Here is a 24,706-nt window from a genome sequence, read left to right as displayed (position 1 = left end):
AATGGTGCCACAGCTCCCTGGGGAGGGCCGACCCTGGAAGGGCGGCCGAGGGTAGAATTCACCAATCCATCAATCGGTTAGCGAAAATCTGGCCGTGTTCGTAACGATTCCCTGCCAACCCTCATTCTGGGGCGGAGTGCCGAAGCGCTTGCGGCCTGGATCGATGGGGCGGGGATCCACGAGGGAGCGATCTTTCGGCGGATCTGGAAGGGGCGAGTTGGCCCTGCCCTGCTCCCGGGCTCAGTGGCCGCTATCGTGAAGCGCCGGGCGCGTTTGGCGGGATTGGAGGGGGACTTTGGGGCTCATAGCTTGCGCTCGGGCTTCGTGACCGAAGCAGGTAAGCAAGGTGTGCCGCTGCCAGCGGTGATGGCGATGACCGAGCACCGATCTGTGGCGAGCGTCATTGGATACTTCCAAGCCGGCGCTGCTGAGGACAATCCTGCGGCGCGACTATTGAAGTAGGTGCTGGTGATCAATGGTTTTCCTGCTGGGCTTTTCCGCACCCAGAGTATCAACCTCACGTGGTGCCCGCCCCCCCAGGTCCATCGCCCCCTCCGACCACGAATATCTCTGAACTGAGTCCCCGCTCCGCGAACGCGGTGCGCACCTTGGTACGCACATCGTTCCGACTCGCATCGGCGTTCGCTCCATCGAAATTACCGAGCAATTACCCAACGCACGACTAGTCGGGGAGGCTGTCCGCGTCACCGCATCGGCCGATCAATGCGACAGCGCCCGCTATGACTGCGTCGCGATGCCCTCTCTGTCCTCGTCGACCCAGCGCCGCACATCTTCGCTGTTCTGAACGACGACATGCTGTTGAGCAGGAACCTTCCCGACCTCGAGGTCTTGAAGATTTAGATGCCGCAGCGTGTAGAAGAGCATCGCTTTTCTACACTTCAACTCTATCTTGCCGTTCTGCATGTCGTAATCACGCATCACGCATTCGCGCTGCGAACTCGAAAGGCCAGGATGAGGTACAAGGAGGACTACGACCTGAGTGTTCCATCCTTCGTCAGTGGCTGCGTCAATCTTGGGCGCTAGTACCGGTCCCAGGACAGTCAGCCGGCCGATTGCGTAATCCCGAAACCGCGCTCTGGAATGACACCACGCCCTCACGTGCCAGCGCAGGCCATCGAAGCCCATAGCGTGCGGTGTCAGGACGAACTCTCTCGGGTCATCCTCTTCCATGGACTGGTAGCGCACCCGTAGCGCAACCTCATCACGGATAGCGCGCACGAAGATGGCGACCTCGACAGCGCCAATCTTTCGCACTGGCGTCGCCACCACGCCGGTGTCCGGCTGGAACCCGATGAAGCTTTCGTCTGGCTCGATGATCCCGCGCGCCAGGCGCTGCAACTCATTCAAGTAGCGTGTCGCTTCGCTTCGCGCGAATGCCGGCTCGAACCTGGGATCGGCCAGATACATCCGCAGCCGAGGGTCATAGAGCAAATTCTGGGGCGCTAGGTCTTGATAGAGCTTCAAATCCGCGCTGGCTTGTGGCAGCGAGATGTCGAAGAAGGACATCAGGTCGGCCCGGTTGATCCGCCCGTCGTATTGCAAGCGGACATCGATGAAGTGCAGTCGGCGGTTCTGCCCCCACCGATGCTTTGCCTTCTCGGCTGCTTGGTTCATATGGCGCCTCCCGAGGATTGACCGCATATTACCATCAGACAAGATAGTTGACTACCTATAGAAACTATGCGTATTCTTTCTATGCGGTCAATTCGGCCGCTAGGAGGCACACATGTCCAAGCGCATTCATGTGGTTCCCCATGGCCCGGGCTGGGCCACCCGCTCCGAGGGGGGCAGCCGGGTCGGCAGCACCCACGGCACCCAGACCGAGGCCGCCGAGGCCGCCCGCCAGCAGGCCATCCGCGAGCGCGGCGAGGTCGTGATCCATCGGCCGAACGGCCGAATCCGCGACTCCAACAGCTACGGCAGCGATCCCTTCCCCCCGAAGGGCTGACCCCCTCATCCTCCAAACCGAGACTACGACTATGAACCAGCAAGACCGGAGCGAACCGCCCGACCAAGCCGGCGACCGCCGCCATAGCGCGGTGATCGTGAACGACCAGCCCATCGAACTCGGCGACCACACCCCGACCGGCGAACAGATTCTGTCTGCAGCCCGGCTCCGCCCCGCGGCTGACTACGCCCTCCTGCGCTGGCCCGACAGCGGCCCGACCAACGAGGTGGCCCTCGATGACACCATAAAGCTGCCGCGCAGCGGCCCACTCCTCGCATTCTTCGCCATCAAGTCGGACAGGGTGTCCTACTTCACGCTGGACGAGGAGCGCTACGCCTGGGCTGGCCCGCTGGATGCGGACACCGTGCGCCGGATCGGTCGCGTCGATCCGGCGATGGAGCTCTGGCTTGAGCTCAGCGACCAGAAGGATCGCCTGGTCCAGCCGGGCGAGGTGATCGACCTCGACATGCCGGGCGTCGAGCGCCTCTACACCAAGCGCGCGGTCTGGCACCTGCGCGTGAATGACGAAGACACTGAGTGGCCGCAGTCGCGCGTCTTGGTGCGCGACGCACTGACTGCAGCCGGCTTCAACGTGTCGCGGCCCTGGACGATGAAGTTCAAGGTGCAGGGTCAGCCGGTGCGCGCGGTGAACCTCGATGACGAGCTCGACCTCAGCCAAGCCGGCGTAGAGCGCCTGCGCGTCGCGCCCAGCGAGGTGAACAACGGCGACGGGCAGGACGCCCGCCGGGAGTTCAGTCTGCTCGCTGCGGACGCCGAGTTCCTCGACAGGCGCGGCCTGCAATGGCAGGCCGTCAACAACGACGGGCAGTGGTTGATCGTGAGCGAATTCCCGCTGCCGCTGGGCTACAACGCCGCCGTCTGCACCTTGGCCGTCCTGATACCGCCGAGTTACCCGACGGCCGCGCTGGACATGTTCTTCTGCCACCCGCCACTCAGCATCAACGGCCGCATCCCGCCGCAGACCGAGCACCACCAGGCGATCGATGGCCGGAACTTCCAGCGTTGGTCGCGCCACCGCGGCGGCGCCAGCCAGTGGAGCCCGGGCGTCGACAACCTCGCCTCCCACTTCGCGCTGATCGACGAGGCGCTGGCGCGGGAGGTCGGCGCGTGAAGCGCAGCAGCACGCTTGTGATGGCGGGCGTCGACCACGACGTGCTTCGGGATCACCTGTTCCCCGGCGACGGCAAGGAAGCCGCCGCCATCTTGGTGTGCACGCGCGACACGGGCCAGCGCTTGAAGCTCCTGGTCCGCTCGGTGGTTCCGGTTCCCCATGATGCTTGCCGGCGCAAGCCCGATCGCCTCACTTGGCCGACGGACGTGCTCGATGAGTGGCTCGACCGGAACGAAGAGGAAGGACTCGCTCTGGTCCTGATCCACTCCCACCCCAGCGGCTATCCCGAGTTCTCGCCCCTGGATGACGCCTCCGACCAGGAGTTGATGCCCTACCTGTATCCCTACGCACGCACCGACGCGCTGTGGCACGGTACGGCGGTCATGCTTCCGGGCGGCGCGATCCGGGCACGCCTTTACGCCCGCGACATGACACCCCAGCCCATCGACCTCGTCGCCGTCCACGGCGAGGAGATCAATCTCTGCTGGCACGACGATCCGCCTGGCCCGTCGATCCTCCCGTTCAGTGCCCAGATGCGCGCCGAGCTCTCGCGGCTCTCGGTGGCCATCGTCGGGATCTCGGGCACCGGGAGCCTCGTGGCCGAGATGCTGCTCCGGATGGGGGTCGGCGAGCTGATCGTGATTGACGACGATCGGGTCGAGCCCAAGAACCTCAACCGCATCCTCAACTCCACCGCCGCCGACGCGATCAACCGGCGCTTGAAGGTGGATGTGTTCAAGGACGCGGCTGCGCTGAGCCATCCCGGTACGCGCGTGATCGCGGTGCCGGAGCGAATCGGCACCTGGCCCGCAATCCGGGCTGCGGCTGACGCGGATATTCTCTTCTCGTGCGTAGACAGCGTGGACGGACGCCACATTGCCGACCGTCTCGCCGCGTCCATGCTCCAGCCGCTCTTCGATGTTGGCGTGAACATTCCTGTGTTCCACCCGCGTGGGCGTATGAGGATCGCCAACATTTCTGGCCGTATCGACTTTATCCAGCCCGGCCGCTCGACCCTGCTCGACCGCCGCGTATACTCGCCCGAGCAGCTCGCTGCCGAGGATCTTCGCAGGCGAAACCCCGAAGCCTTCGCGCAGCAGGTGATGGAGGGCTACATGTCTGGCAGTCATGAAGAAGCACCAGCCGTGATCTCGGTGAACATGCGCGCCGCGAGTATGGTGGTGCAGGAGCTGGTCGCGCGCCTCACGCCATATAGGAAGGACAACGGGCCCTACGCGCGAACCGAGTTCGATCTGGTGATCGAAGAGACCTCCCACGCGCCCGAGACTGAGTTCCCGGCCCAGCGGGCCTCGCAGACAGCGCTCGGCCTCGGCGCCCCGCTGCTCGGCCTTCCGGCATTGGAGGATAAGCGGTGCGCATGATCTGGTGGGTCAAGGACTTCTTCCGCCAGCTGCTCGGTCGCCGGCGCATCGACATCCGCGTGCTGGATACGATTGGATATGACGCGCCTTCCAGCGTTCCGCCGAAGCGGCTTCTTCGCATGATGGATGAGGGCGAGGCATGGGCCGCGGTGATGACTTGCCCATGCGGCTGCGGTGCGGTGATCGAGCTCCTGCTGTCTCCGACAGCGAGGCCTCGATGGACCCTCACTGCGCGCGGCGACTTGCCGACTCTTCATCCCTCAGTGTGGCGCAGCACCGGTTGCCGCTCGCACTTCTGGGTGCGCGATGGCCAGATCCATTGGGTGCGCTGATGCGCCGCTTCCAAGCCTCTCTAATCACGCCGCTCAGCTCGTGCTCTTTGGTGCCCCCACTCTCGTCCTCATCGGCCGCGTTTGTGATCGTGATGCCGCTGAGCGCGGCGCATAGTATCTGCAGCGCACGAGCGGAGCGCGCATTGAAGAGTGAGCGCCCCTCGGCCAACAGGCACAGCTGGTCGGATTCAAGGCAGAGTCGGGCGCGCTCTTGCAACTCGTCCGATGCACGGAACGATTCTGCGCGGTCAAGGACGAGTCTTTACTCAGTGTCGTGACGATCGACGAGATCGCCTGGCGGATCGACTCCGCTGATGACTCTGCCGCCGAGTTGCGCCGCTCGGAGTAGCCAGAGACGCCGCTGCCTTTTCCCTCCAGTCGCCCTGCGCGGATTTGCCCGAAACTAGGCCAACGCGAACCCCGCCTCGCTCGCTTATGTGCCGCGGCCAGCACGGGCCTATTGGACCCAGGCCTCGCGCGTCCCGCGGCGAAGGAGAGTAGCTGCGTTGAGCGGTGGACTGTGCTCAAGAAGGTCTGAGCCGGACAGCTCTGAACTTGGCTTTGCGAGGCCTCGGCGTTCTGGTTGCGCCTCCATCTTCTCAGCAGACAAGGCGCAAATTGCGCTCGGCCACTAGCCGCGCGGCTGCTTACCCCCGATAAAGCCTCCTGATCACCTGCCCGCGGGCTTCCGTTTCCGGCCGCAAACAGACATCAGTACTGCAAAGTGCAAGAGCGGCTTACTCCCTTACGCTCTCGATGAGCATATGGCGGATGGTCCGATTCTCCAGCTTAGAAACGATGGGACTATTGTCATCTACGTTGTCGTGAACGTGCATCCCGTCATTGTAGATGATGCCCAGGAGATAGATAGTGTCGTCAACGTCGACACCATTTGCAGCCGCAAAATCCAGCTTGTTCCTTGTCATCCGCTTGCCGAGGAAATCAGACTTCTGAACCGGGCCTTGGATTGCGTCATGGACAATCTTCTCAATCCTGACACGGACAAAGCAGCAGACCGCAAATGGATCATAGTTATCCGATTCGTTGACGTACTTATTCCACTCCGTTTCTGTGTAAGAATGGAATGCGATCGAATCTCCCCAGGACTCCTTCAAGCCAAGAGCTTGGAACTGCGTCGTTACGTCAACCGGTGACGGATCATAGTGCAGATAGTGGCGACCAACGTCTTCTTTAATGGATGGATCTTCCCGCTTTGCGATGAGAGCGCGAAAGTCCTTGTTGATGGCTGGCTTGGACTTCTTCAGAAAGTATACCTTCTGACTAGCGAATGTGAAGTTCCTAAAGTAGTAAGGATTCAGATGCGTTAGAATCAGGGGGTACATGTTCCTTTGTTTTTCACGGACCTTCTTGATGAGCCTGGTGATGTAGTACTGGACCGCCACGAGATTGGCGTCATCTAGGTAATCAAACACCTCGTCAATGACGAGAATGATGTCGCGCGACGAGATTGATCGCTCAATCTTCCTCAACTCGGCCGCAAAGCATAGAGAGTCGCGCTGGCCATTAGAGATATGCAAGGCTGGCGGGAACGAGACAACGAGACTCCCCTTGCGCTCAGTAGGCTTGACCCTTTTCCATGTAGAACCGAACGCTTTGATGATGTCCTCGAAGCTCTCCTTTTCGTTGACGTATGAAAGATACTTACACGCTTCCTTGAACGCTTTCTTGTTGCCTAGATAGGTCAGCACCACCTGCAGGCCCGATAGCAGAGCATCGATACGGGCTTGAGTGGGACCGGCAGCCATCGCCAAGAGATCAGCCAGCGCCTTGACGGCGTCTATCGCTTCAAGGCGTGGCGCGAGGGCACCGCCAGCCCACGCACGTATTTCGTCGGCGGTTCCGGCTTGGACCTGAAGCAACGCGGTCATCTCTTCTATGTCGTTTTGAATGCGGACACCCGACACTTTGTCCATCACGCCATACAGATCAATCAAACCGTCGGCTAGCGTCGGGCTCCCGAGTGTCTTGCCGAGGTTCTGAAAAACCTTGCCGGATAGCCCAAAACGCGTGCGCATCTCCATCACGTCATAGGCATGTTGTGCCTTGGGGGGAATGGTCTGAACCAGCACCAGGTCACTGATCTCCAGCGATGCTGTTGCGGTCGTGAACTTGCCCATATTGTGCTTAGTGGCCTTTGCCCGAAGCCTGCTGGCGACCACATGGATATCAAAGAATGCCGCAATTGCGTTGCAGTTTCTGTCTGCAACGAGAGTGGAAGTCCCGTCATCCCGCCTGATGGTGAGGGTTAGTTTTGGCGCGAGCGATTCGTCTCCCAAGTGGAACTGATCCTTTGGGAGCTCTATTCGGTTGGTTTTGAGCGCGGCAAATGCCGCTGCAAGCGAACTTTTTCCGAACCCATTTGGAGCGACAAGGAGCGACGGCTTGTTAGGAATAATGTCGAGTTGAAACGTGCAACTCTTGATACCCCTAACGTTCTCAATTTCTATAGATTTGAGCATCGCTTCCTCCTGCGAATGACGTAAGCGCCCGGCCAAACTATCGCACGTCAGACTTCCATTGCACCAAGCAAATAGTGAGGGGGCGCCGCCACAACTGCCTCAAGGGCGCGATCGACGCCAGCCCCAAAGCGCCGACTGCCCTGAGATCCCAGAGCAGTCTGCCAGCTATGGGTCGGCTGCGGCAGCCCTACCCCCGATAAATCTTCCTAATCCACGGATGATCTTGAGCGTACCGCGGTCCCGAGACGGAAGATAAGGTGGGATCGAATCATAACGCTAGCCGGATTGGCTCCAAGGACCCAGACCCCTCCTGGACCCTTGAACAAGGACTGCTCTTTCTACAGAAACCCAGCCGCTGCTGCCGCCGCCGCCCCGGCTGCTCGCTGAGGTAGTCAGCAGGCGCGCATGGCGCAGCAGTTCTGTCTGGGCCACGGCTGGCTTGGGGGCGCTAGATGGCCACCGATCGGTTGGACCACGCAAGAGCACTGGCTGTCACTCGCGGCATATCCCTGACCCTGGCTGGAGGCGCAAACCAAAGCCAGTTGCGCGCCGTCATTTCTTGAGATAGTGTCCGCCGCATTGCAAGGGGACGTAACTGTCATTCTCAAGCGCAGCTATCGCAGCGCCGGCAGTTCGTGCGTAAAGCGCAGTGAATGATGCTCTCTTGGCAGCGTTTGTCCATGCGATGCCTCATTGCTATCCGATAAGTCCTGAAGTTGTCTCGTTGCAGACGTAGTAGTCACCGGATCATGTCTGGCCGCTCGGCCAGCGCTACATGGAGACGTACGTGTCATTGCATTCGAAAGTCATCAGCACTGTCCTCAATCTACTTTTGCTGACACTCGCTGCCGCTGCTCAAGCACAGACTGGCGCGCCACTGACCTCTTCGCAGGCGGGCGTCTTCTACGAAGACAAGCTCAAGGGTCTGAGCGAACTCACGGCGTTAGGTAATGACCTGTTCGGTGACAAGGTCAGCCTCTATACGGGCGGCATCCAGTTCACCCAGGTTGACGTTGATCTACCTGGAAACAACGCGTTGCCAATGAAGTTCTCGCGCACATTGAGAATGGGCGGGCGCCGGGACACCCTCAAATCGATGAGGGACTGGGATTTTGACCTCCCTTACATCTCGGGCATGTTTGGGAAGAGTGGCTGGGTGTCCATGGTGCCTGGCGAGCCACTGCGTCGTTGTTCGATCCCACTGAATTCACCACAGCAGGCCAGCGCTCCATCCGAGTATGTGAGTAGCGGGCAAGGAGACGTAGGCTTCTCCTTCGACCCTCACTTCTTCTGGGGCGGGCTCTCCCTGAGTCTTCCCGGGAGCGATAGCAAGCCCATGATCATCATGGCTGCGGGTGCCAAGCAACCAACCGACGGTCGTGCCTATCACTGGACTACCGCGGATCGCTGGGTATTTTCCTGTCTCCCAAGCACCAGTAACGGCGAGAGCGGGGAGGCCTTCATGGCGCATGCTCCCAATGGGGACAGGTACTGGTTTGACCGCATTGTAGCTATCCCCCGCGGGACCATGACCGCGAACTACGGCAATGGCTTCTTCAATTATACGAGCACGATGGGGCTACGTGAGTTCCGCGCGTTGCCGACCCGTATCGAAGACAGGAACGGGAATTTCATTACATTCACCTACTCCCCAAATCAGGTCGTCATGAGCGCGAGCGACGGCCGCTCCATTACGGTGAACTCAGGCGCTGACGGGGTAGAGAGTGTCGTCGCCAACGGTCGCACTTGGAACTATGAGTACGCCGGCAGCACTGTCGATCGCAAGCTCACCCGTGTGGTTCTTCCGGATGGCTCAAGTTGGTCATTTGATGCCGGAGCTGCGTTCGATAGCCCCATTGGCGGCTGGAGGAACTGTGCTGACTTTGTGTCCTTCACACCAGGCCCAAGCTCATCCGCAACGGTGGTCATGACTCATCCTTCAGGAGCCAGGGGCACATTTGAGATGAGCTATCGACTTCATGGCAGAACCAATGCACCGAACACCTGCCGGCCCTTCACGCAGATATTCTATCCGGTGGAGTCCCACCTCCTGACCGTGCTGGCACTGAATCGCAAGGTCATCTCAGGGCCCGGGCTCGCGAGCATGACATGGAACTACCAGTACACGCCGCTTGCTGCGAGTCTGGACACTGGACAGCATATCTACTGTTCAACTACGCCGTGCCCTGAGACCCGCGCACTCACCGTTACCCGCGAGGACGGCAGCTGGGATCGTTTCACCTTCAGTCAAAAGTATGGCGATCTCGAAGGCCAGCTGCTGAGCGAGGAACGCGGCAATACGCAGGGCGTGCTGCGGCGGATCGACATCCAGTACCGGCGTAGCTCGGACGGCAGCTACGCCCGGATTGGCAGCAATCCCTGTTGGTCATGCTCGAAGGAAGAAGAGCTACCCAAGCCGCTGGAGACACGCACCATCACGCAGGATGGAAATACATTTCTCTATCGCGTGGACCAGTTTGACGCTTATGCGAGACCGCTGAAGGTCACGCGATCCAGCTCGCCGTGAAGGTGGGTACGACAGGCAGTCGAATGGCAGTGCTCCTGCGCTGCGCCGCACAATCTAGGGAAGCGTATGGCACGTAAATCGCCTCGTAGTAGCACATATCCGAACAAGACGCTGCTCGCAGCTGCTCTGATCGCAACGGCCTGCCTTCCAGAAGCCCGTGCCGCCACCACCTTGGAAACCCTGAGCTACCATGACAACGAAAGCTCATGGATTCTGGGTCAAGTTGCTACTCGTGCGATCAATGGCGTCCTAGCCGATCAGACGATGTTCGATCCTGTCACCTCTCGACCCACGCAGTTCTTGGCGTTCGGGAAGTTGACCCAATCGCTTGGCTACAACGCCGACGGCACCATTGCATATGTACGCGATGGAAATGGCAACACTATCGCGCTGAGTTCTTGGAAGCGCGGTGTTCCGCAGCTGATCAGCTTCCCTGACGGCACAACGCAAAGCGCTATCGTGGATGATCACGGCTGGATCAGCCAAGTCACCGATCAGAACGGGTTCTCGACCGGATATCGCTATGACGCGATGGGACGGGTGGCGGGCATTGATTATCCGAGCGGAGATAGCACCGCTTGGAGCCCGATGAACCAGGGCTTTGTTCAGGTCATGGGCGACGAGTACGGTCTTGCGGCCGGCCATTGGCGAAAAACCACCATTACTGGAAACCGAGTTTCCATCGCGTACTACGACGCACTGTGGCGTCCGTTGATTGTCTCGGAGTACGATGCCGCCGACCCAGGCACCATCAGATTCACCGGCAAGGAGTACGACAACGAAGGCAGGACGGTGTTCTCCTCCTATCCTGCGGCAACAGCTAATAGTGACCGTGGCACTTGGACCGTCTATGACGCACTGGGTCGCACCACCTCTGTTACCCAGAACTCCGAGTTGGGTGACCTTACCACCTCGCTCAGTTATCTCCGAGATGCGTCAGGCGTGTTCACCCTTGCCCGCAATCCCAGGGGTGCCGAGACCCGGACGTGGTATCGCATGCTGGATCAGCCCTCCTTCGACAGTCCTACGCGGATCCTTCAACCGGAAGGCGGGCTGACAGTCATTGATCGCGACGCCTTCGGAAAGCCGCTGAGCATTCGCCGCAGCAGCGCAGATGGCAGCCTCGAGGTCACGCGAGCCTATTCCTACAACGCGGCCCAAGAGCTGTGCCGGACAGTAGAGCCTGAGACAGGCGCTACGCTCGCCGGCTACGACGGCGCTGGGAACATCGCCTGGTCTGCATCCGGCCTCGCGAGTAGTACCGGCTGCGAGCCAGACGGCAACTCGGCGGCGGTAGCTCCGCGACGCGTTTCCAGATCGTACGATGCCCGAAATCGCCTACTCGCCTTGTCGTTTCCGGACGGCAATGGTGACCAGATATGGAGCTACACCGGCGACGGCAAGGTCGCCCAGGTCACCACGCGCAATGATGCTGGTAGTAGCCAGGTGGTGAATACCTATAGCTACAACAAACGTCGCCTCGTTACCGGAGAATCGATCGAACAGACGGGAATGCCTGCACAGTCGGCTGGGTACGTCTACGACCCGCAGGCTTCCTTGGCCAGTGTTCAGTATCCAAGCGGGCTAAGCGTTGATTACGCCCCGAATGCGCTGGGTCAGCCAACGCGCGCGGGCACCTTCGTGTCCAGCGTCTCGTACTTCCCTAATGGTGGCATGAGCCGGTTCGTGTACGGCAACGGGATAGTACACACAATGCAACAGAACGGAAGACAGCTTCCAGCCAGTGTTTCCGATGCGGGGGTTCTCAACAACACCTATAGCTACGATGCCGCAGGCAACGTAGCGCAGATCGCCGATGGCTTGAACTCAGCGCGCACTCGCTCGATGACGTATGACTCGCAGGATCGCCTGCTGTCCACCCATTCAACCGCCTTTGGTGGCAATGGGCAGCTAACCTACAGCTACGACGCCTTGGACAACATCCGTGCGGTCAGGCTTGATGGCCTCAAGGATCTTTCCTACTGGTATGACGCCAACAATCGCCTGACCAACATCATCGACAGTAGCGGCTCGACGGTAGCGGGGCTCGCTTTCGACGTGCAGGGAAACCTTTCTGTCAAGAACGGTCAAGGATTTCAGTTCGACTACGGCAACCGACTTCGCACAGCGGTCGGCAAGGAAAGCTATCGATACGACGGTAGCGGACGAAGAGTCCTGTCCTCGGCCGACTCTGGCACCATCGCATCTTTCTACGGAAATGACGGGGTGCTTCGTCGACAAGACAATGATCGTACCGCGAGCAGCGTGGAGTACGTATACCTGAATGGAAGTCTGGTCGCAAAGGCCACCACATCGACGGCACCCGCCAGCCCGGTGATCAGCGCGCCCATCCAGAGTTCCAGCGGAAATTACACAGTCTTCTGGTCAGAGGTGGCCCAAGCCAGCCGGTACGATCTGCAAGAGCAAGCAGGCGCTGGCGCGTGGTCCAATATGTATTCCGGGCCTGACCGGACAAGAGAAGTGACCGACAGGGCTGGCGGGTCTTACGGCTACCGTGTGCGGGCCTGTCGTGCTACTGCTTGCGGTGGCTGGAGTGCCACTGCTATCACGTCGGTCCAGTCGCTACCTTCAGCTGGGCCCTCCGTAAACGCGCCTGGGCTCTCAATAGACGGCAACTACAGCGTCTCGTGGCCAGCAGTAGACGGCGCCCAAACTTATAGATTGGAGGAGTCCGCCGCAGGAAGTGGATGGGTCGAGATCCAGAACGACGCCATCCTCTCTCGCTCCTTTGTCGGCAAGCCCGATGGCACATTCGCCTACCGCGCACGCGCCTGCAATGCCGCCGGCTGCGGTGATTATGGTTCGACGGCGTCGGTGCAGGTCCTGCGCGTGCCAGGATCACCCGCTGGATTGAGTGCTCCCGCACTGTCTGCGAACGGTATCTACACCGTCTCTTGGTCTCCAGTCTCCGGCTCGAGCACCTATCGTTTGGAAGAAAGCAGCGGTGGCTCCGCCTGGATCGTGGCGGCAACAGGCGCGGCGACGGCGAGGGAATTCTCACAGAAGCCAGATGGAAGCTACGGCTACCGTGTGTCCGCCTGCAACAGCAGCGGATGCGGGCCAAGCACCGGCCCCGCGACTGTGCGGGTGGTTCGTGCTCCGACAGGCACTTCAAGCCTTTCCGGCCCGGCCCTATCAAATGATGGAAATGTCGCTCTGAGCTGGTCGCCGGTTCCCCTTGCGACGACATACAGGCTCTTCGAAAGCGTATCCGGCGGCGGGTGGAATGCCATCCTCAATAGCGGCAGCACCAGCGCGACATTGACTGGGCGCGCAAATGGAAACCTCAGCTACAGTGTTGCCGCTTGCAACGATGGGGGCTGCGGGCCGCAGGGCCCGGCGTTGAACGTGGTAGTGATGCGGCCACCGTCGGAGCCGGCGCTATCCGGGCCGGGCAGCTCCGGCACTGGCAGTTACACGATCAGTTGGAACGCGGTTGATCGAGCCAGTAGCTATGTAGTTGAAGAGAGCGCGAATGGTGGAGGGTGGACGGCAGTCTATAGCGGCGCGAGTACTTCTGCGGTCATCTCCGGTCGCGGCGATGGCACCTATGCATATCGGGTCGCCGCATGCAATCAGGGGGGATGCAGCGGCTACAGTGGATCAGTTGTGGTGGCAGTGAATGTTCCGCCCGTAACACCAACCGGACTGACCGCGCGCTTCGTAGTCACCAATGCATTCCCACCGTGGCAGGTGCGCTACTTCGTCAGCTGGAACGCAGTGGCCGGTGCTGCCTGGTACGAAGTCACGGGAAGGGGAACCTATTCGGGACCTGCCACATCGGTGCAGATCGACTACACGGGCGTTCCTGCAGGCGCCACGTTCCAGGTGAGAGCATGCAAGCCCATAGGGTGCTCGGCCTGGGCACCCGCCGTTTCCGCAACTGGAGGGTAGTGCGAATGAACCGAGCCGGCATAGCTACCCGCCACATAACCTCGCTGATGCTGATCTTCGGGGCGCTCAGTCCTGATGTGTATGCACAGGCGACAGTCATATACGTGCATACCGATGCCTTGGGCACCCCAGTGGCAGAGTCGGACGCATCTGGAAATTTGATAGCTGATTCATTCTATGATCCATACGGGTCCATGCTCGTCGCAGGCAGCGATGATCAGCCGGGCTTCACCGGTCATGTGTCCGATGCGCAAACAGGACTCAACTACATGCAGCAGCGCTACTATGATCCTACGATCGGGCGCTTTCTATCGGTCGACCCAGTGGCTGCTCGACCACGCGGGGACAATTTCAATCGTTATTGGTATGCCAACAGCAATCCCTACACCAACCGAGATCCCGACGGTCGCGAGTGTAGCGGCAAGGGTTGCTGGGTCACCGTTGAGGAAAGAGCGGCCGCCGTATCGGGCGATTGGAAGGCGTATTACCAGTTGGCGGGATCGGGTGGCGATAGATATGCGGTACGCGCGGGCGAAGTAGCCAGCAACAGTGGCGCCACCCCTCTGAATGGTCGGCTTTCAGAGATTACCAATAAAATTCTCGGAGATTCCATTGCGAGAAACATGGGCGCCGACCCCAGGGCCATGACAAGCACGCAGGCAATTGCGGTCGCGTTCAAGATGGAAGCGATAAGGATTGATCTTGCGAAAGCGCATGTGCAGGCGCTGGATCAGGCTGGCGCAACCGAGAAGAACCCGGTGATGTTAGACAGGAGTGTCATCGGGGAGTTCCATGAGCGAGTCTTTGAGCGAAATGGAGCTGATCCCAAGGCATTTGGTGGATACAAGACGGATGCTCTGGAGACCGTAATCAATGTTCTTGGATCAACGACGCGAGACGTATATGACTATTGCCCTCAACCGAGTTGCAGTAACTAGGCTTTTTGTATGTGCCGTGGCAGCTCTAGGGTCCGGGTGTGTGGATTCGTCCACTTCATATCATATCAATGGTGCGAAGACCGACTTCTGCATTCCTAGCGATCTGGACGCAACGCCTTCCCGGCGGGGTCATCAGGATCCTGTGGCGGGTGGCTTCACGCTCCATGGCTGTTACTCAACCCATAGCGAGGCTTGTATCGGCCCCGATAATTTGATCGCGGTAGCGGTGGTAGCCAAATCGTACTTTCCTGGCAGAAGGTTTGACGACCTCCCCCAAGGATCCCATCTGCGTACGAGCGCTATTGAAGGCTGGCAAAAAGCGAAGATGCTGGAGAAGGGACTGCTTGCCGTTCCCGACGGTGGCGACAAGAGCCACTTTTTCGTATGGCGCCCGAGTGCTCGTGCCACCACACAACCGTTGGATGACGATGAGCTAATGGCATCCTGTGACACGTTGGGCAATGTTTCCTGCAGTCGTGTACTTCATGGGGACGACTTTGCTGTGACCTATTCCTTTGTCACAGAGAAGGAAGTTCCGAACGACTTCAGTTCATTAGACAAGCAAGTTCTGAATGAGGTCGAGCGGATGAGATGTAGCAGATAGAGCTCTGGCTCGATCAAGTCGCCACTATTGAGCCCTGACCTTGGCAGTATTTCATGCGATTGTCACTGCGCGCCGAGATGTTGCAGCGTCTTTCGTGTCGTTCGTATCGATCCACATCCGGGCGCGGCGAATAGCGAGGGAGGCTGAGAGGGAATTGATAGGGGCAGGAGCGCAACCTTCCAGAAGTGGCCACCTGCCCTACCCCTGATAAACATCCCTTATCGCGACTGAACCGATTTGGCGGGCAAAATGGGCTTTCGCGCGAGCTCCAGCCTGCTCACGTCACCCACAGGCACAAGAACTGCCGCCCTCTGCGCCGGGCTCCAAAGCACATAGCTATCACCCAAACGCCCCACTAGGCCCAGGCTGCCTTGCACCTTCTCATCAATCGTCACATTGACGGTGTACTCGCTACTGCCAGAAGTAATCGCCTTGGCGCGTTCGAAGCCAAGCCAGTTTGACGAGATCGGGACATAGACAATCATCGCGAGCGCATAGACCAGCCACGGCGAGTCCTTCACGGCGGTCGGCAACACTGGGGACAGGCGTACTGCCATTGCACATATGCCCGTCAGCACCACACCTATCAAAACGGGCCAGGCATTGGACCACCAAAGCAAGGCACCCATTCCAACAAGACAAAGAGCCAGGGTCAGCCACATCAGCAGATTGGCTTGGGACGGCCTCGCTGTCACCTTCCCTTCGACCCACCCTCCAAACAGCAGCGCAATCAGTATGAAGAACAACACCATGCCGATCCCCGCAAGCCCCGCCAGCGCAAGCTCGCTCACCGCGACAAACTGAAAGGGATCCAGGCCGAAATGGCCCCAGTACGCCTTCAGATAGAAGGCCCCTTGAATCAATCCAAAGGTGACGAGCGCCGAACCCCATCCAGCAACATCGGCCATCGTCAGTGTCTTTTTCGTACGCTCCATGTATCCCCCTTCCATCGATGCAGCCCCGCCACATAGTGGCATGCAGCGCTCCGACCTGCAGAATCCACCCTGTTAACGTGACGCGTCACGCCCGATCGCCCCGCCCCATTGGCGCCCCACCCCTCCCCCACTATAGTGCCAACCCTCACAAGGACGAGGCGGCGCACATGCCCTATATCGGAATCGGACTCCACGTACTGGCAGCCATCTACTTCGCGGTGCACGCCATCCGCTCGGGCCAGAGCCTCTATTGGCTCATCCTCCTCTTCTCGTTCCCGCTGCTCGGCAGCGTCGTCTACTTCCTGGCGATCTACTTCCCGGAAGTCCGCCATTCGCGCGGCGCCCGGCAGGTCGTCCGTTCCGCCAAGCAGCTCATGGACCCGGGCCAGGACCTGCGCAACGCCCGTGCCGAACTGGCGCGTACGCCCACCGTGCAGAACCGGGTTCGCCTGGGCATGACGCTGCTGGATGCCGGCCAGGCAGAGGAAGCCAGGACCCTGCTCGAGCAGGCGGCCAGCTCGCCGCTGGGCGACGATCCCTACATCCTGACCGGCCTTGCCCGTGCCCGCCTCGATTCCGGGCAGCCCGCGCTTGCGGTGGAGACGCTGGACGGCCTGTTCGCCCGCCATCCGGATGTGCGCCGCAAGCCGGAACAGACGCTGCTTTACGCGCAGGCACTGGCTGCCGCCCAAGCACCCGGAGCCCGCGCCGCATTCGAGCGCGCTGTCGAATGCGGAAACGATGCGGCCGCCCGTTGCCTGTACGCCGAATGGCTGATGGCACAGCCGCAGCCCGACGATCGTGAGCAAGCCCGCAGCCTGTTCACCAGCATCATCGACGATGCGCAGCACTGGTCGCGCCACGCGCGCAGCCACAATGCCGCATGGTTGGAGCGAACCAAGGTTGCGTTGAAGGGCTACTGACGCCTGGCGGCCTTTGGCGATCCTGTCGTATCCGCCTCGCTCATGGCCTCGCCGGGCGGATGCCGACAGCGCGCAGGACTGCACCACCGACATCGCCGATAGCCTTACAGGGCATGGTTCCCGCCTCATTGCGCCGCATGCAACGATTCTGAAAATGTTGAAAGTGGTGACGGCATCGGCCTTACTGCATTGGCATCGCGCACAGCCAGGCGTATTCCTGTTCATGCCACCGAAAACGGGTGGCCGAGGCCTCGAAATCCTCGGTTGTGCAAGAGAAGTATGCGCTTGCCAGCCGGCATCACGCTCTGTGGTGCCGGCTGGCAATCCGTCGGCCGGCTATGGCGGGCGGTGCGTGGGGGCCTTGTGCCCGCCGGGAAGATTGCACACCGGATTTCGAGCCCCGCACCGTCCGCCACCTTTATCGGTGGCGGCTTCTGCATGCACGCAAGGAGCCCAGCCATGACCCAGCCCCACTCCCCTGCCCCGCACCCGATCCACGACGCGCCCGCCAACGGCCCCGCACTGGACCCCAACACGCTCATCGCCCTGCTGCACAGCATCGGCGCCGGCGCCGCCTCCGATGGCCAGCCCTGGCCAGAGCGCCATCAGATGCCAGGCCGACGCATCGCCCTGGCGGATACCGATTGCTCGCTGGCCGGCCTTCGCGTGGTGTTGGAGATCCTGCTGGCCGCGCAGCGCGCCCGCGAGAACGGCGAACTGGAGCAATACGTCGGCCCGCGGGTGATGGAGGGGCTGATCATGGCCGGATTGGGGCTGACTGCACATGCCAGTACGCGGATGCGACCGGACGGCTGAGTGGCGCGTTACCGCTGGACGGCCACGGCACTGTGCCTTGTGGCGGTAGTTGCGGCCCAGACGCATTGGCTGGCACCGCCCGTGCCCTCGACTATCGGGTTCCGCAACATTCCCGACGATCGCTTCCAGCAGCTGCGCCGCCAAGCGATGCAGTTCGTGGAGGCCCGGCCACGGCGGGGCTTCCAGCTCGTCGAGCGGCATCAGAACGCCGGATTCCAGATTCACTGTAGAGGCGTTCCAGTGCTGTGGCTGGAGAGGCGCGCGCAGTTCTTGTTGTTGCAGGCAACACTGGACGCCGAGGAGCGGGCCCGCGACGTTCTGCAGCTGCGTGCAATCTTTCAATGGCAGCTGCAGCCGCTGGGTCATCTGGAGCAGGTACTGGCAGGTGTGCCGGAGCCTGTGTTGAAGGATCGGGTGCTGCGGGTTCTTGCTGGCGAGGTGCCTGATGGGGTGCGGTGTGGCACGTAAAGGCCTATGAGGCGTTCGCTTGCCGGAGGCGAAGCAGGCCGGCAGACCCGATTTTCCACATGACAAATGCCATGCAAAGAGAGAAAGCCACAAACGCTAAGCCCGCAAACCCATAGTCTCGGCCACCATCAGCAAGATCAATCAGCACGAAAGCAAGGATTACTGAATTCACGGCAGCTCCAAGGCAGGCAACCAGCCTGAGTGCCCAGAAGAACATGATGTAGTAAGCCCGAAGAAATCGATTGTATCTGCTCATTTCGTAGATGGTTTCTCTCTTCCTATCGTTTGCTGGCACATCGCTGAGCCGCCATGCGAGTCGCTTGCTCAAGCTCGGAGTCCGCGCCCTTCACCCTCTTCAGCGCGGCACTCTTGAGCCATGCGTATGCCTCACTGGATGACTCACAGTCCTGTTTGTCCCTCAACATGAAGAACACGTTGTACTGTGCAATCGGGTGCCCCAGCGCTGCGGCATAGACAAGCCACATATGGGAGCTGCCGACCGTGCCTTTGCCCTCAAAGTGGCGTGAAATCCGAAACGCCGCGTCAGCATCGCCTGCATCTGCGCGCCCAATCAACGTGCGTAGCTGCTCGTCATCAAGCTCCGCGCCACTATCCGTTGCGATCGAGCCGTCAAGCTCAACTTTCGGCCTGTCCGGTTGAGGCGGCACCTGCGCATTAACCAACCCTGCGCCTGCCAGGCACAGGAGAAGACCGGTTCTCTTAAATAGGGTCATTTGACGCCGCCCTCGTTCATGAAGTTCACCCGCCCCCAGGATGGCTGTTGACCCTTTCCCTTCGGGTGTTCTGTCGAGCATGGCCCAACTCTACAAAGTCGCTGGCTTCGAGGGCTCGAGTTCGTGGATGGAGCCCTCCAACAAGGCAACGTAGGTATCCAGCCTGGTGCGAAGGCCGATCAGCATCCAGCCCAGCAGGTACAGCAGCACCATGGCAAAGATCAGTAGTGCGCCCAGTAGCCCAACATCGAAAGCACCCGCCCAGTCGCCCCATTTCCATCCACGGAACTGCAGGTAGAGGGCAATCAACAGTGGAAATGGTCCAAGCCGCTGCAGGCCGCCATACATCATGCCCATGCGCTCAATCATGTTTGTGCGCAGGTGACTGACGTACTTGAGGGGCCGCTCGCGCTGGACGCGCGGGAATCCGCGAACCTCGGTCACCACCGCTTGCCAGTGAGCGAAGTCGCCATCCATCTCCCGCGCGTGCGAGAGCCGTGGCTGGCTGAACTGGCGAATGCCCCTGCGGGCGGCCAGGGTGCCCCCGACAATGAAACCTCCGATTTCGATTGCCAGGCAGGCAATAACCACCTGGAGTACTACGCCAACAGGCAGCCATCGATCCGGAAGCTGGCCCGTGAGAATGCCGATGATCGCCGCAGCCATGCCGATGCGAAACGCCCACGTCTCCACTCTGCCCGCCTTCGGGTAGATGCTGTGCTCAACCAGTCCCTGTACCCGCTGGTAAAGCCAGTGGAATGTCAGCTCCTGCGAATCGGTCTTCGCTGGCGGATCGAATCCGCCCCCTGCCTGCATGTCCATTGCGCCCCCTGCCCCGCCGGCGCGGATGCCGACCGTCTCATCGTACCCGAGGTTGGCGGGGGCGGCATGCGCCCCATCGCGCTCCATGTAGAACTCCTCCGGTCCCAGAATCGTCCCCAAGAGAACGCCGGCAATGCCGGCATACAGGCTGCGCAGCGATCATCTCCATCGACGTGTTGGAGAAACCAAACGACAGATTTCCCCTGCATAGCTGACGCCGGCTCGGTCAAGGCGTGCCAGTGCGGCATCCTCTTCTGCGCGCGCCCTTGGGGCCTACTTCGCCGCCCGCTGGCGCCCGGTCGTGCCACTGAGCCAGGTTTGCTTGAGAAAATCCCGCACGGCCTGGAAGCGCGGGGTGTCATACAGCGACCGGTGCGTCCACAGCCACACTTCCTTGCTCAGTGCCGGCGCATCGCGCACGCGGATCAACCCGCCTACATGCTGGGCAACCGCGCACTCTATGACGCCCAGCCCGGCTCCTGAGGTGACCCCATCGAGCACTCCAACAGAATAGTTGCAGCGAAGCCAAGGGCGGTTTGCACCGGGCAACGAACGCATCCAGCGCTCCACCTCAAATTCCACGCGCGGCTCATCCAGACCCACGAATTCCAGCTCATGCCATGCCTGGCTGGCAATCTCTGCCTGCCGCCGCGCAGCGTAGGCCTGATTGGCATACAGCGCATAGTCCATCTGCCCCACGCGGTCACCGCGCAGATCACCTGTGTCGGGCGGACCGTAGCGCAGCAGGGCATCGGCCTCGCGGCGGGCCAGATTGTAAGGCTCGCGCGAGGTGAGCACCTCCACATCCAGCGAAGGGTGCTGGCGGTTCAAACCGGGTAGCAGCGTAATCAGCATGAAGCTGGCCCACTCATCGGCGTTGATGCGCACGGTGCCCACCAGCTCCCGGGGCGTATCAACCTGGCGAGCGATCTCGTCGGCGGCCTCCTCCATCTGCTCCGCCAGTGCAAACACGCGCTGCCCCAGTTCCGTGGGAACGCAGCCGGTTGACGTGCGCTCTACCACCTTGCCACCCAGCCGCTCCTCCAGCGCATCCAGCCGGCGCGATAGTGTGGCCGTGCTCATGCGGGCCGCCTTCGCCGCCTCGCGCAGGGTGCCGCCGCGGATCACGGCCAACAGCACGATCAGGTTGTCCCAGGGAAAGTGTTTCATATCTGAAACGGCGGCCTGCGTTATTGGTGGTTTTGCTTCATTTTTGAAGCTTATATCATGGCGCCCGGGCACATTACGAGCGTGGATCGCCGCTCTGCCCCACCCCCTCTCGATTCGCTCTTACATCCGCTCGGCACTGCCGGCGGTGAACATCAGGTGTTGCAGCATGAATTCCAAAAAGACCCTCTGGGACCGCCTCCTCCACGCCGTCCTCTTCGAAGCCATTGCCCTGTGCCTGTGCGCTCCGGTGATGTCTTACTTCCTGGGCAAATCGCTGTTTGAAACGGGTGTGCTGACCATCGCCCTGGCGACGTGCGCGATGCTCTGGAACATGATCTATAACGCGCTGTTCGAGCGGGTTGAGAAGAAGATCGGGTTCAAGCGAACCGTGCCGGTGCGGATTGCGCATGCGGTGGGGTTTGAAGGCGGCCTGGTGGTGGTTGTGGTGCTGCTTGCCGCGTGGTGGCTGTCCATCTCCTACTGGGACGCGTTCCTGCTGGAGCTGGGCCTGATCGCGTTCTTCCTGCCTTACACCTATGTCTACAACCTGGTGTATGACAAGGTGCGGGAGCGGCTGCTGCAGCGGAATGTCTCGGAACGGGCAAGGCAGGCGTGAGTTGACGCCGCGCAGGCGTTTGCGCCCCGCTCTGCAGTTGCGTGCACGCCTTCAACGGCAGTTGGATCCATTCGACTGTCTGGAACAGATGGTGGCTGGCGTGTCGGAGCCTGTCCTGATGGATCAGGTGCTGCGGGTTCTTGCCGGCGAGGGGCCTGATGGAGCGCGATGTGGCACGCCGTAGTCGAGAATGGCTCGACTCTACAGATGCGCTGGCTGCGCCATCGCCGGCTTTGCTCAGAACGAAACCTGCGCTCGCACGCCCACGGTATTGCCGGAATCAGGCCCCTGGGCGCTACCAACCTTGTTGTCGGTCTTCCAGTGAACATAGTTCAGCATCAGGCGCGACCAGTTGTTGAGGTACCAGTTCACTCCGAGCGTCCATGCCGTGCCCTCGCCGCCCCGGGTCGCATCCAGAAAGTCGTAGCGGTCATAGCGCGCAGCCAGCTCGAAAGCGCCGATTCCTCCTTCCTGCACCGGACGCAATACCCGCGTGGTGCCCCATACCCCGGAGCGGCTGCTGAATCCGGGGCGCTCACCGGTGATCAGCCAGCCTGCGTAGACCGATGTCGCCCGCTGGTCGACCGAGTCGACCGTGCGTGACTCGATGGTGCGGGTGGTGTGCTCGGCGAAGGCCCACATCGGGCCGTACACTCCGCCCAGCTCCAGCCCCCAGGCGCGGTTGTCGGTGACGTTGGCGATGGAGCTGGCCGACACGCGCACGTTGCCGTTCCAGCCCAACGCGATCGGAGAAGTCTTGTTGATGCTGCCCACGTCCTGGCCGAGATCCTCGTACCAGTACCAGCCTCCCAGATGCACGAAGCCTGCCTGGCCACGCAGCGGGTTCCAGTGCGCGCGAAATAGATACGCGAGGGTGTCGCTGGCCGTGCTGTCATTGCCGATATCGTCGCCGGTCACCGCCAGACTGGCGTGCCAGCCATCACCGATCACCTTGGTGGTGACGCCCAGCCCGTAGTATCCGCTCTGCTGGGCACCGACCGATGCCACCGCATTGCGCTGCATGAAGGGCGTATTGACGCCGCTGGTTCCACCATCGAGGCCACGGTCCTTGAGCTTGTTGCCCACGTAGATTTCCGTTGGCAGGCCACCCAGCCGCGTTTCCCAGGACAGATAGGTGTCCTTCAGCGAGACATCGTTACCTGCAAAGTCCGCATCGATCTTGTAACCCAGCGGTCCCATCCGGCCTTCGGCACCGAGGCGGCCGCTGGCCAGGTCGGTGCCGGTGATATTGCGTGCGTCGAATCCGGAACCATGGGTACTGCTGAAATCGACCATCACCCGGCCGCGGGGGTGGAAGGTGAACTGGCCATCACTGCTGCGGAACTCAGGGCCTCCCTTGCGCCAGCGCACATTGCCATCACCGCCTCCACCGGTTGCGGCGAGCTGTGCCACCTGCGCCTGCAGAATGGCCATGTCATCCTGCCGGGTGTCAGCGATGGCCGCAGCCACCTGCGCGTCGACGTTCGCATCGCTGCCGGGTGCCCCGCCCGTACTTTGCGATCCACTCTCCAGCGCAGCCAGGCGTGCGCTCAGCTGCTCCAGCAGGGATGCCTGCTCACGCAACTGCTTGGCCTGCTGCTGCACCTGCGCACGCAATCCGGCTTCGGTATCGCCGGCCGCAGCCAGCACGGAGGGTGAAGCCAGCAACAGGCAGCCGCCGGCAGCCGCGCCAATTGCGGCACGCTTCAGTGAATTCATGCAGTTCTCCCGAATGGAATACAGTGCGCGGCTCAGTCGCCCGCGCCGTCATCGTCCAGCGAGCGCGGTGGCTGAGCTGCAGCGGCGGGTATCGCGCTGGCACCGTGCGGCGGGAGCCGCGCAGGCGGCGGACCGAGGTAGCCGTGGCTGCGTGCCCAGTTGGCAAAAAGCCGCGGCCACTGCGCAACCAGTGTTCCGGGCTTGCCCAACCCCCAGCTGTGACCTCCGGCTTCGAACAGATGCAGCTCCACCGGAATGCCCGCCGCATGCGTGGCCTGGTACATGGCCACGCTGTGGCCGACATCCACCGTGCGATCATCCACGGCCTGGGCCAGGAATACCGGCGGCATGTCCTTGCGGACGTGTTGTTCGACCGAATAGGCCTGCTGTGCGTCGTCCTGGCTCTCCAGTTCCCGCTTCGACCGGGTGTGGTCCAGCGGCGCACGCATTGAGACGACCGGATAGATCATGCCAAGGAAGTTCGGGCGCGCTGACAGCTGGTCGGCTGCATCCACCGGCGGATACAACGGGGCATCGAAGCGCGTGGCAACGATGCCGGCAAGATTGCCGCCAGCGGAAAAGCCCAATGCGCCGATGCGTTCCGGATCGACCCCCAGGCTTGCCGCCTGCGCGCGCAGCAGCCGCATGGCGCGCTGACCATCCTGGAAGGGTGAGACCGGCGCCCACCCATCGGCAGGCAGCCGGTAGTAGACCACGACGGCCGTGACACCCAGCGATTGCAGCCACTGTGCCGTCGGCTTGGCAGCGCTGCCGATCTGGATGCGGAAGTAACCGCCACCGCCGAAGATCACCACGGCTGTCCCATTGGGCTTCAGCGGTCGGTAGATCTCCATGCGCGCGTTACTGACTCCCGAGACCGCGCCCTTTGCGCTGCCTTCGATACCGAGCCGTTCCGGGCCGCGTACACGTTGCTGCCAGTGGCCCTGCGGCCACAGCGGAACCACCTCGGGTGCCGGTATAGGCGGCGCTGCCGGCACCGCGCCCGCGAGCAAGGGATTCAGCAGGAACAGAAGCACTGCCAGCCCGCGCAGTTTCCCCACATGCAGACTCATATCACGCCCTCCCGTCGGCCTTTACGGGGCGAAGTGTGCGTCGAGTTGCGCTGGCGACCTATAGCCGGATGGGACTAGCTGGGCCGTGCTTTTCTGTGTGCGCTGCAGCATCAAAGTGGACGCCTTTGGCTGGAGCGTCACCAGAGGATTC

The 24,706-nt window shown here is 61.2% G+C and carries 19 protein-coding genes and 1 pseudogene; 12 read left to right on the top strand and 8 right to left on the bottom strand.

Annotated features, from left to right (window positions below; genetic code table 11):
- Positions 1–123: 123 nt before the first annotated feature.
- Positions 124–462, top strand: a pseudogene (locus tag BKE09_RS22850) (tyrosine-type recombinase/integrase); the annotation flags it as partial.
- A gap of 276 nt (positions 463–738) precedes the next feature.
- On the opposite strand, the gene BKE09_RS22845 reads toward BKE09_RS22850, so the two are convergent.
- Positions 739–1,635, bottom strand: coding sequence for a WYL domain-containing protein (locus BKE09_RS22845; RefSeq protein WP_075678312.1), 897 nt, complete (start codon positions 1,633–1,635; stop codon positions 739–741).
- Between the two features lie 112 nt (positions 1,636–1,747).
- On the opposite strand from BKE09_RS22845, the gene BKE09_RS22840 reads away from it, so the two are divergent.
- The 4 genes from BKE09_RS22840 to BKE09_RS22825 are packed head-to-tail and all read left to right on the top strand — an operon-like array spanning position 1,748 to position 4,815.
- Positions 1,748–1,969: a DUF2188 domain-containing protein gene (locus BKE09_RS22840; protein ID WP_075678311.1), complete on the top strand. Its 222-nt coding sequence runs from the start codon at positions 1,748–1,750 to the stop codon at positions 1,967–1,969.
- A gap of 31 nt (positions 1,970–2,000) precedes the next feature.
- A complete protein-coding gene (locus BKE09_RS22835; protein ID WP_075678310.1) occupies positions 2,001–3,101 on the top strand; it encodes a multiubiquitin domain-containing protein in 1,101 nt (366 codons plus the stop codon).
- Positions 3,098–4,483, top strand: a complete 1,386-nt coding sequence (locus BKE09_RS22830) for a ThiF family adenylyltransferase (protein WP_240502994.1) — start codon at positions 3,098–3,100, stop codon at positions 4,481–4,483. The genes BKE09_RS22835 and BKE09_RS22830 overlap by 4 nt, the downstream gene beginning before the upstream one ends.
- Entirely contained in the window at positions 4,480–4,815 is a 336-nt protein-coding gene (locus tag BKE09_RS22825) for a DUF6527 family protein (RefSeq protein ID WP_075678308.1), read from the top strand. The genes BKE09_RS22830 and BKE09_RS22825 overlap by 4 nt, the downstream gene beginning before the upstream one ends.
- A 737-nt stretch (positions 4,816–5,552) precedes the next feature.
- On the opposite strand, the gene BKE09_RS22820 is transcribed toward BKE09_RS22825, so the two are convergent.
- Complete coding sequence (locus tag BKE09_RS22820) at positions 5,553–7,295, bottom strand: hypothetical protein (RefSeq protein WP_075678307.1); 1,743 nt, start codon at positions 7,293–7,295, stop codon at positions 5,553–5,555.
- A 787-nt stretch (positions 7,296–8,082) separates the two neighbouring features.
- On the opposite strand from BKE09_RS22820, the gene BKE09_RS22815 reads away from it, so the two are divergent.
- The 3 genes from BKE09_RS22815 (at position 8,083) to BKE09_RS22805 (ending at position 14,675) form a co-directional block, all read left to right on the top strand.
- Positions 8,083–9,822 carry a hypothetical protein gene (locus tag BKE09_RS22815; RefSeq protein ID WP_139319708.1) on the top strand — a complete coding sequence of 580 codons (1,740 nt, stop codon included), beginning with the start codon at positions 8,083–8,085 and terminating at the stop codon, positions 9,820–9,822.
- 66 nt (positions 9,823–9,888) lie between these two features.
- Positions 9,889–13,737, top strand: coding sequence for a hypothetical protein (locus tag BKE09_RS22810; protein ID WP_083663141.1), 3,849 nt, complete (start codon positions 9,889–9,891; stop codon positions 13,735–13,737).
- A 5-nt stretch (positions 13,738–13,742) separates the two neighbouring features.
- Positions 13,743–14,675 (top strand): RHS repeat-associated core domain-containing protein, encoded by a 933-nt coding sequence (locus BKE09_RS22805; protein WP_075678304.1) that lies wholly within the window; start codon positions 13,743–13,745, stop codon positions 14,673–14,675.
- A gap of 822 nt (positions 14,676–15,497) precedes the next feature.
- Here BKE09_RS22805 and BKE09_RS22800 read toward each other — a convergent pair.
- Positions 15,498–16,214: a hypothetical protein gene (locus BKE09_RS22800; RefSeq protein WP_075678303.1), complete on the bottom strand. Its 717-nt coding sequence runs from the start codon at positions 16,212–16,214 to the stop codon at positions 15,498–15,500.
- A gap of 167 nt (positions 16,215–16,381) precedes the next feature.
- On the opposite strand from BKE09_RS22800, the gene BKE09_RS22795 reads away from it, so the two are divergent.
- The 3 genes from BKE09_RS22795 (at position 16,382) to BKE09_RS22785 (ending at position 18,421) form a co-directional block, all read left to right on the top strand.
- Positions 16,382–17,137 carry a tetratricopeptide repeat protein gene (locus BKE09_RS22795; protein WP_075678302.1) on the top strand — a complete coding sequence of 252 codons (756 nt, stop codon included), beginning with the start codon at positions 16,382–16,384 and terminating at the stop codon, positions 17,135–17,137.
- Positions 17,138–17,596: 459 nt separating this feature from the next.
- The gene (locus BKE09_RS22790) at positions 17,597–17,953 is read left to right on the top strand and encodes a hypothetical protein (RefSeq protein ID WP_075678301.1); all 357 of its coding nucleotides are present in this window, start codon (positions 17,597–17,599) and stop codon (positions 17,951–17,953) included.
- Entirely contained in the window at positions 17,954–18,421 is a 468-nt protein-coding gene (locus BKE09_RS22785; RefSeq protein ID WP_075678300.1) for a hypothetical protein, read from the top strand.
- Between the two features lie 278 nt (positions 18,422–18,699).
- On the opposite strand, the gene BKE09_RS22775 is transcribed toward BKE09_RS22785, so the two are convergent.
- The 3 genes from BKE09_RS22775 to BKE09_RS22765 all read right to left on the bottom strand — a co-directional run bounded on the left by BKE09_RS22775 (position 18,700) and on the right by BKE09_RS22765 (position 21,147).
- Positions 18,700–19,155 (bottom strand): hypothetical protein, encoded by a 456-nt coding sequence (locus BKE09_RS22775; RefSeq protein ID WP_075678298.1) that lies wholly within the window; start codon positions 19,153–19,155, stop codon positions 18,700–18,702.
- Positions 19,156–19,245: 90 nt separating this feature from the next.
- A complete protein-coding gene (locus BKE09_RS22770) occupies positions 19,246–20,064 on the bottom strand; it encodes a hypothetical protein (RefSeq protein WP_240502990.1) in 819 nt (272 codons plus the stop codon).
- A gap of 186 nt (positions 20,065–20,250) precedes the next feature.
- Complete coding sequence (locus BKE09_RS22765) at positions 20,251–21,147, bottom strand: LysR family transcriptional regulator (protein WP_075678297.1); 897 nt, start codon at positions 21,145–21,147, stop codon at positions 20,251–20,253.
- Between the two features lie 166 nt (positions 21,148–21,313).
- On the opposite strand from BKE09_RS22765, the gene BKE09_RS22760 reads away from it, so the two are divergent.
- Positions 21,314–21,763, top strand: coding sequence for a multidrug/biocide efflux PACE transporter (locus BKE09_RS22760; protein ID WP_075678296.1), 450 nt, complete (start codon positions 21,314–21,316; stop codon positions 21,761–21,763).
- 237 nt (positions 21,764–22,000) lie between these two features.
- Here BKE09_RS22760 and BKE09_RS22750 read toward each other — a convergent pair whose 3' ends face one another.
- Together BKE09_RS22750 and BKE09_RS22745 are read right to left on the bottom strand one after the other, a co-directional pair.
- Complete coding sequence (locus BKE09_RS22750; protein ID WP_075678294.1) at positions 22,001–23,482, bottom strand: porin; 1,482 nt, start codon at positions 23,480–23,482, stop codon at positions 22,001–22,003.
- 32 nt (positions 23,483–23,514) lie between these two features.
- The gene (locus tag BKE09_RS22745; protein WP_075678293.1) at positions 23,515–24,555 is read right to left on the bottom strand and encodes an alpha/beta hydrolase; all 1,041 of its coding nucleotides are present in this window, start codon (positions 24,553–24,555) and stop codon (positions 23,515–23,517) included.
- Between the last annotated feature and the right edge of the window lie 151 nt (positions 24,556–24,706).

It is taken from the genome of Stenotrophomonas sp. TD3, assembly GCF_001939825.1.
In the GTDB taxonomy this organism is placed as follows: Bacteria; Pseudomonadota; Gammaproteobacteria; order Xanthomonadales; family Xanthomonadaceae; genus Stenotrophomonas.
Note: the sequence above shows the minus strand (reverse complement) of the source record. Positions and strands in the feature narration are given on the sequence as shown.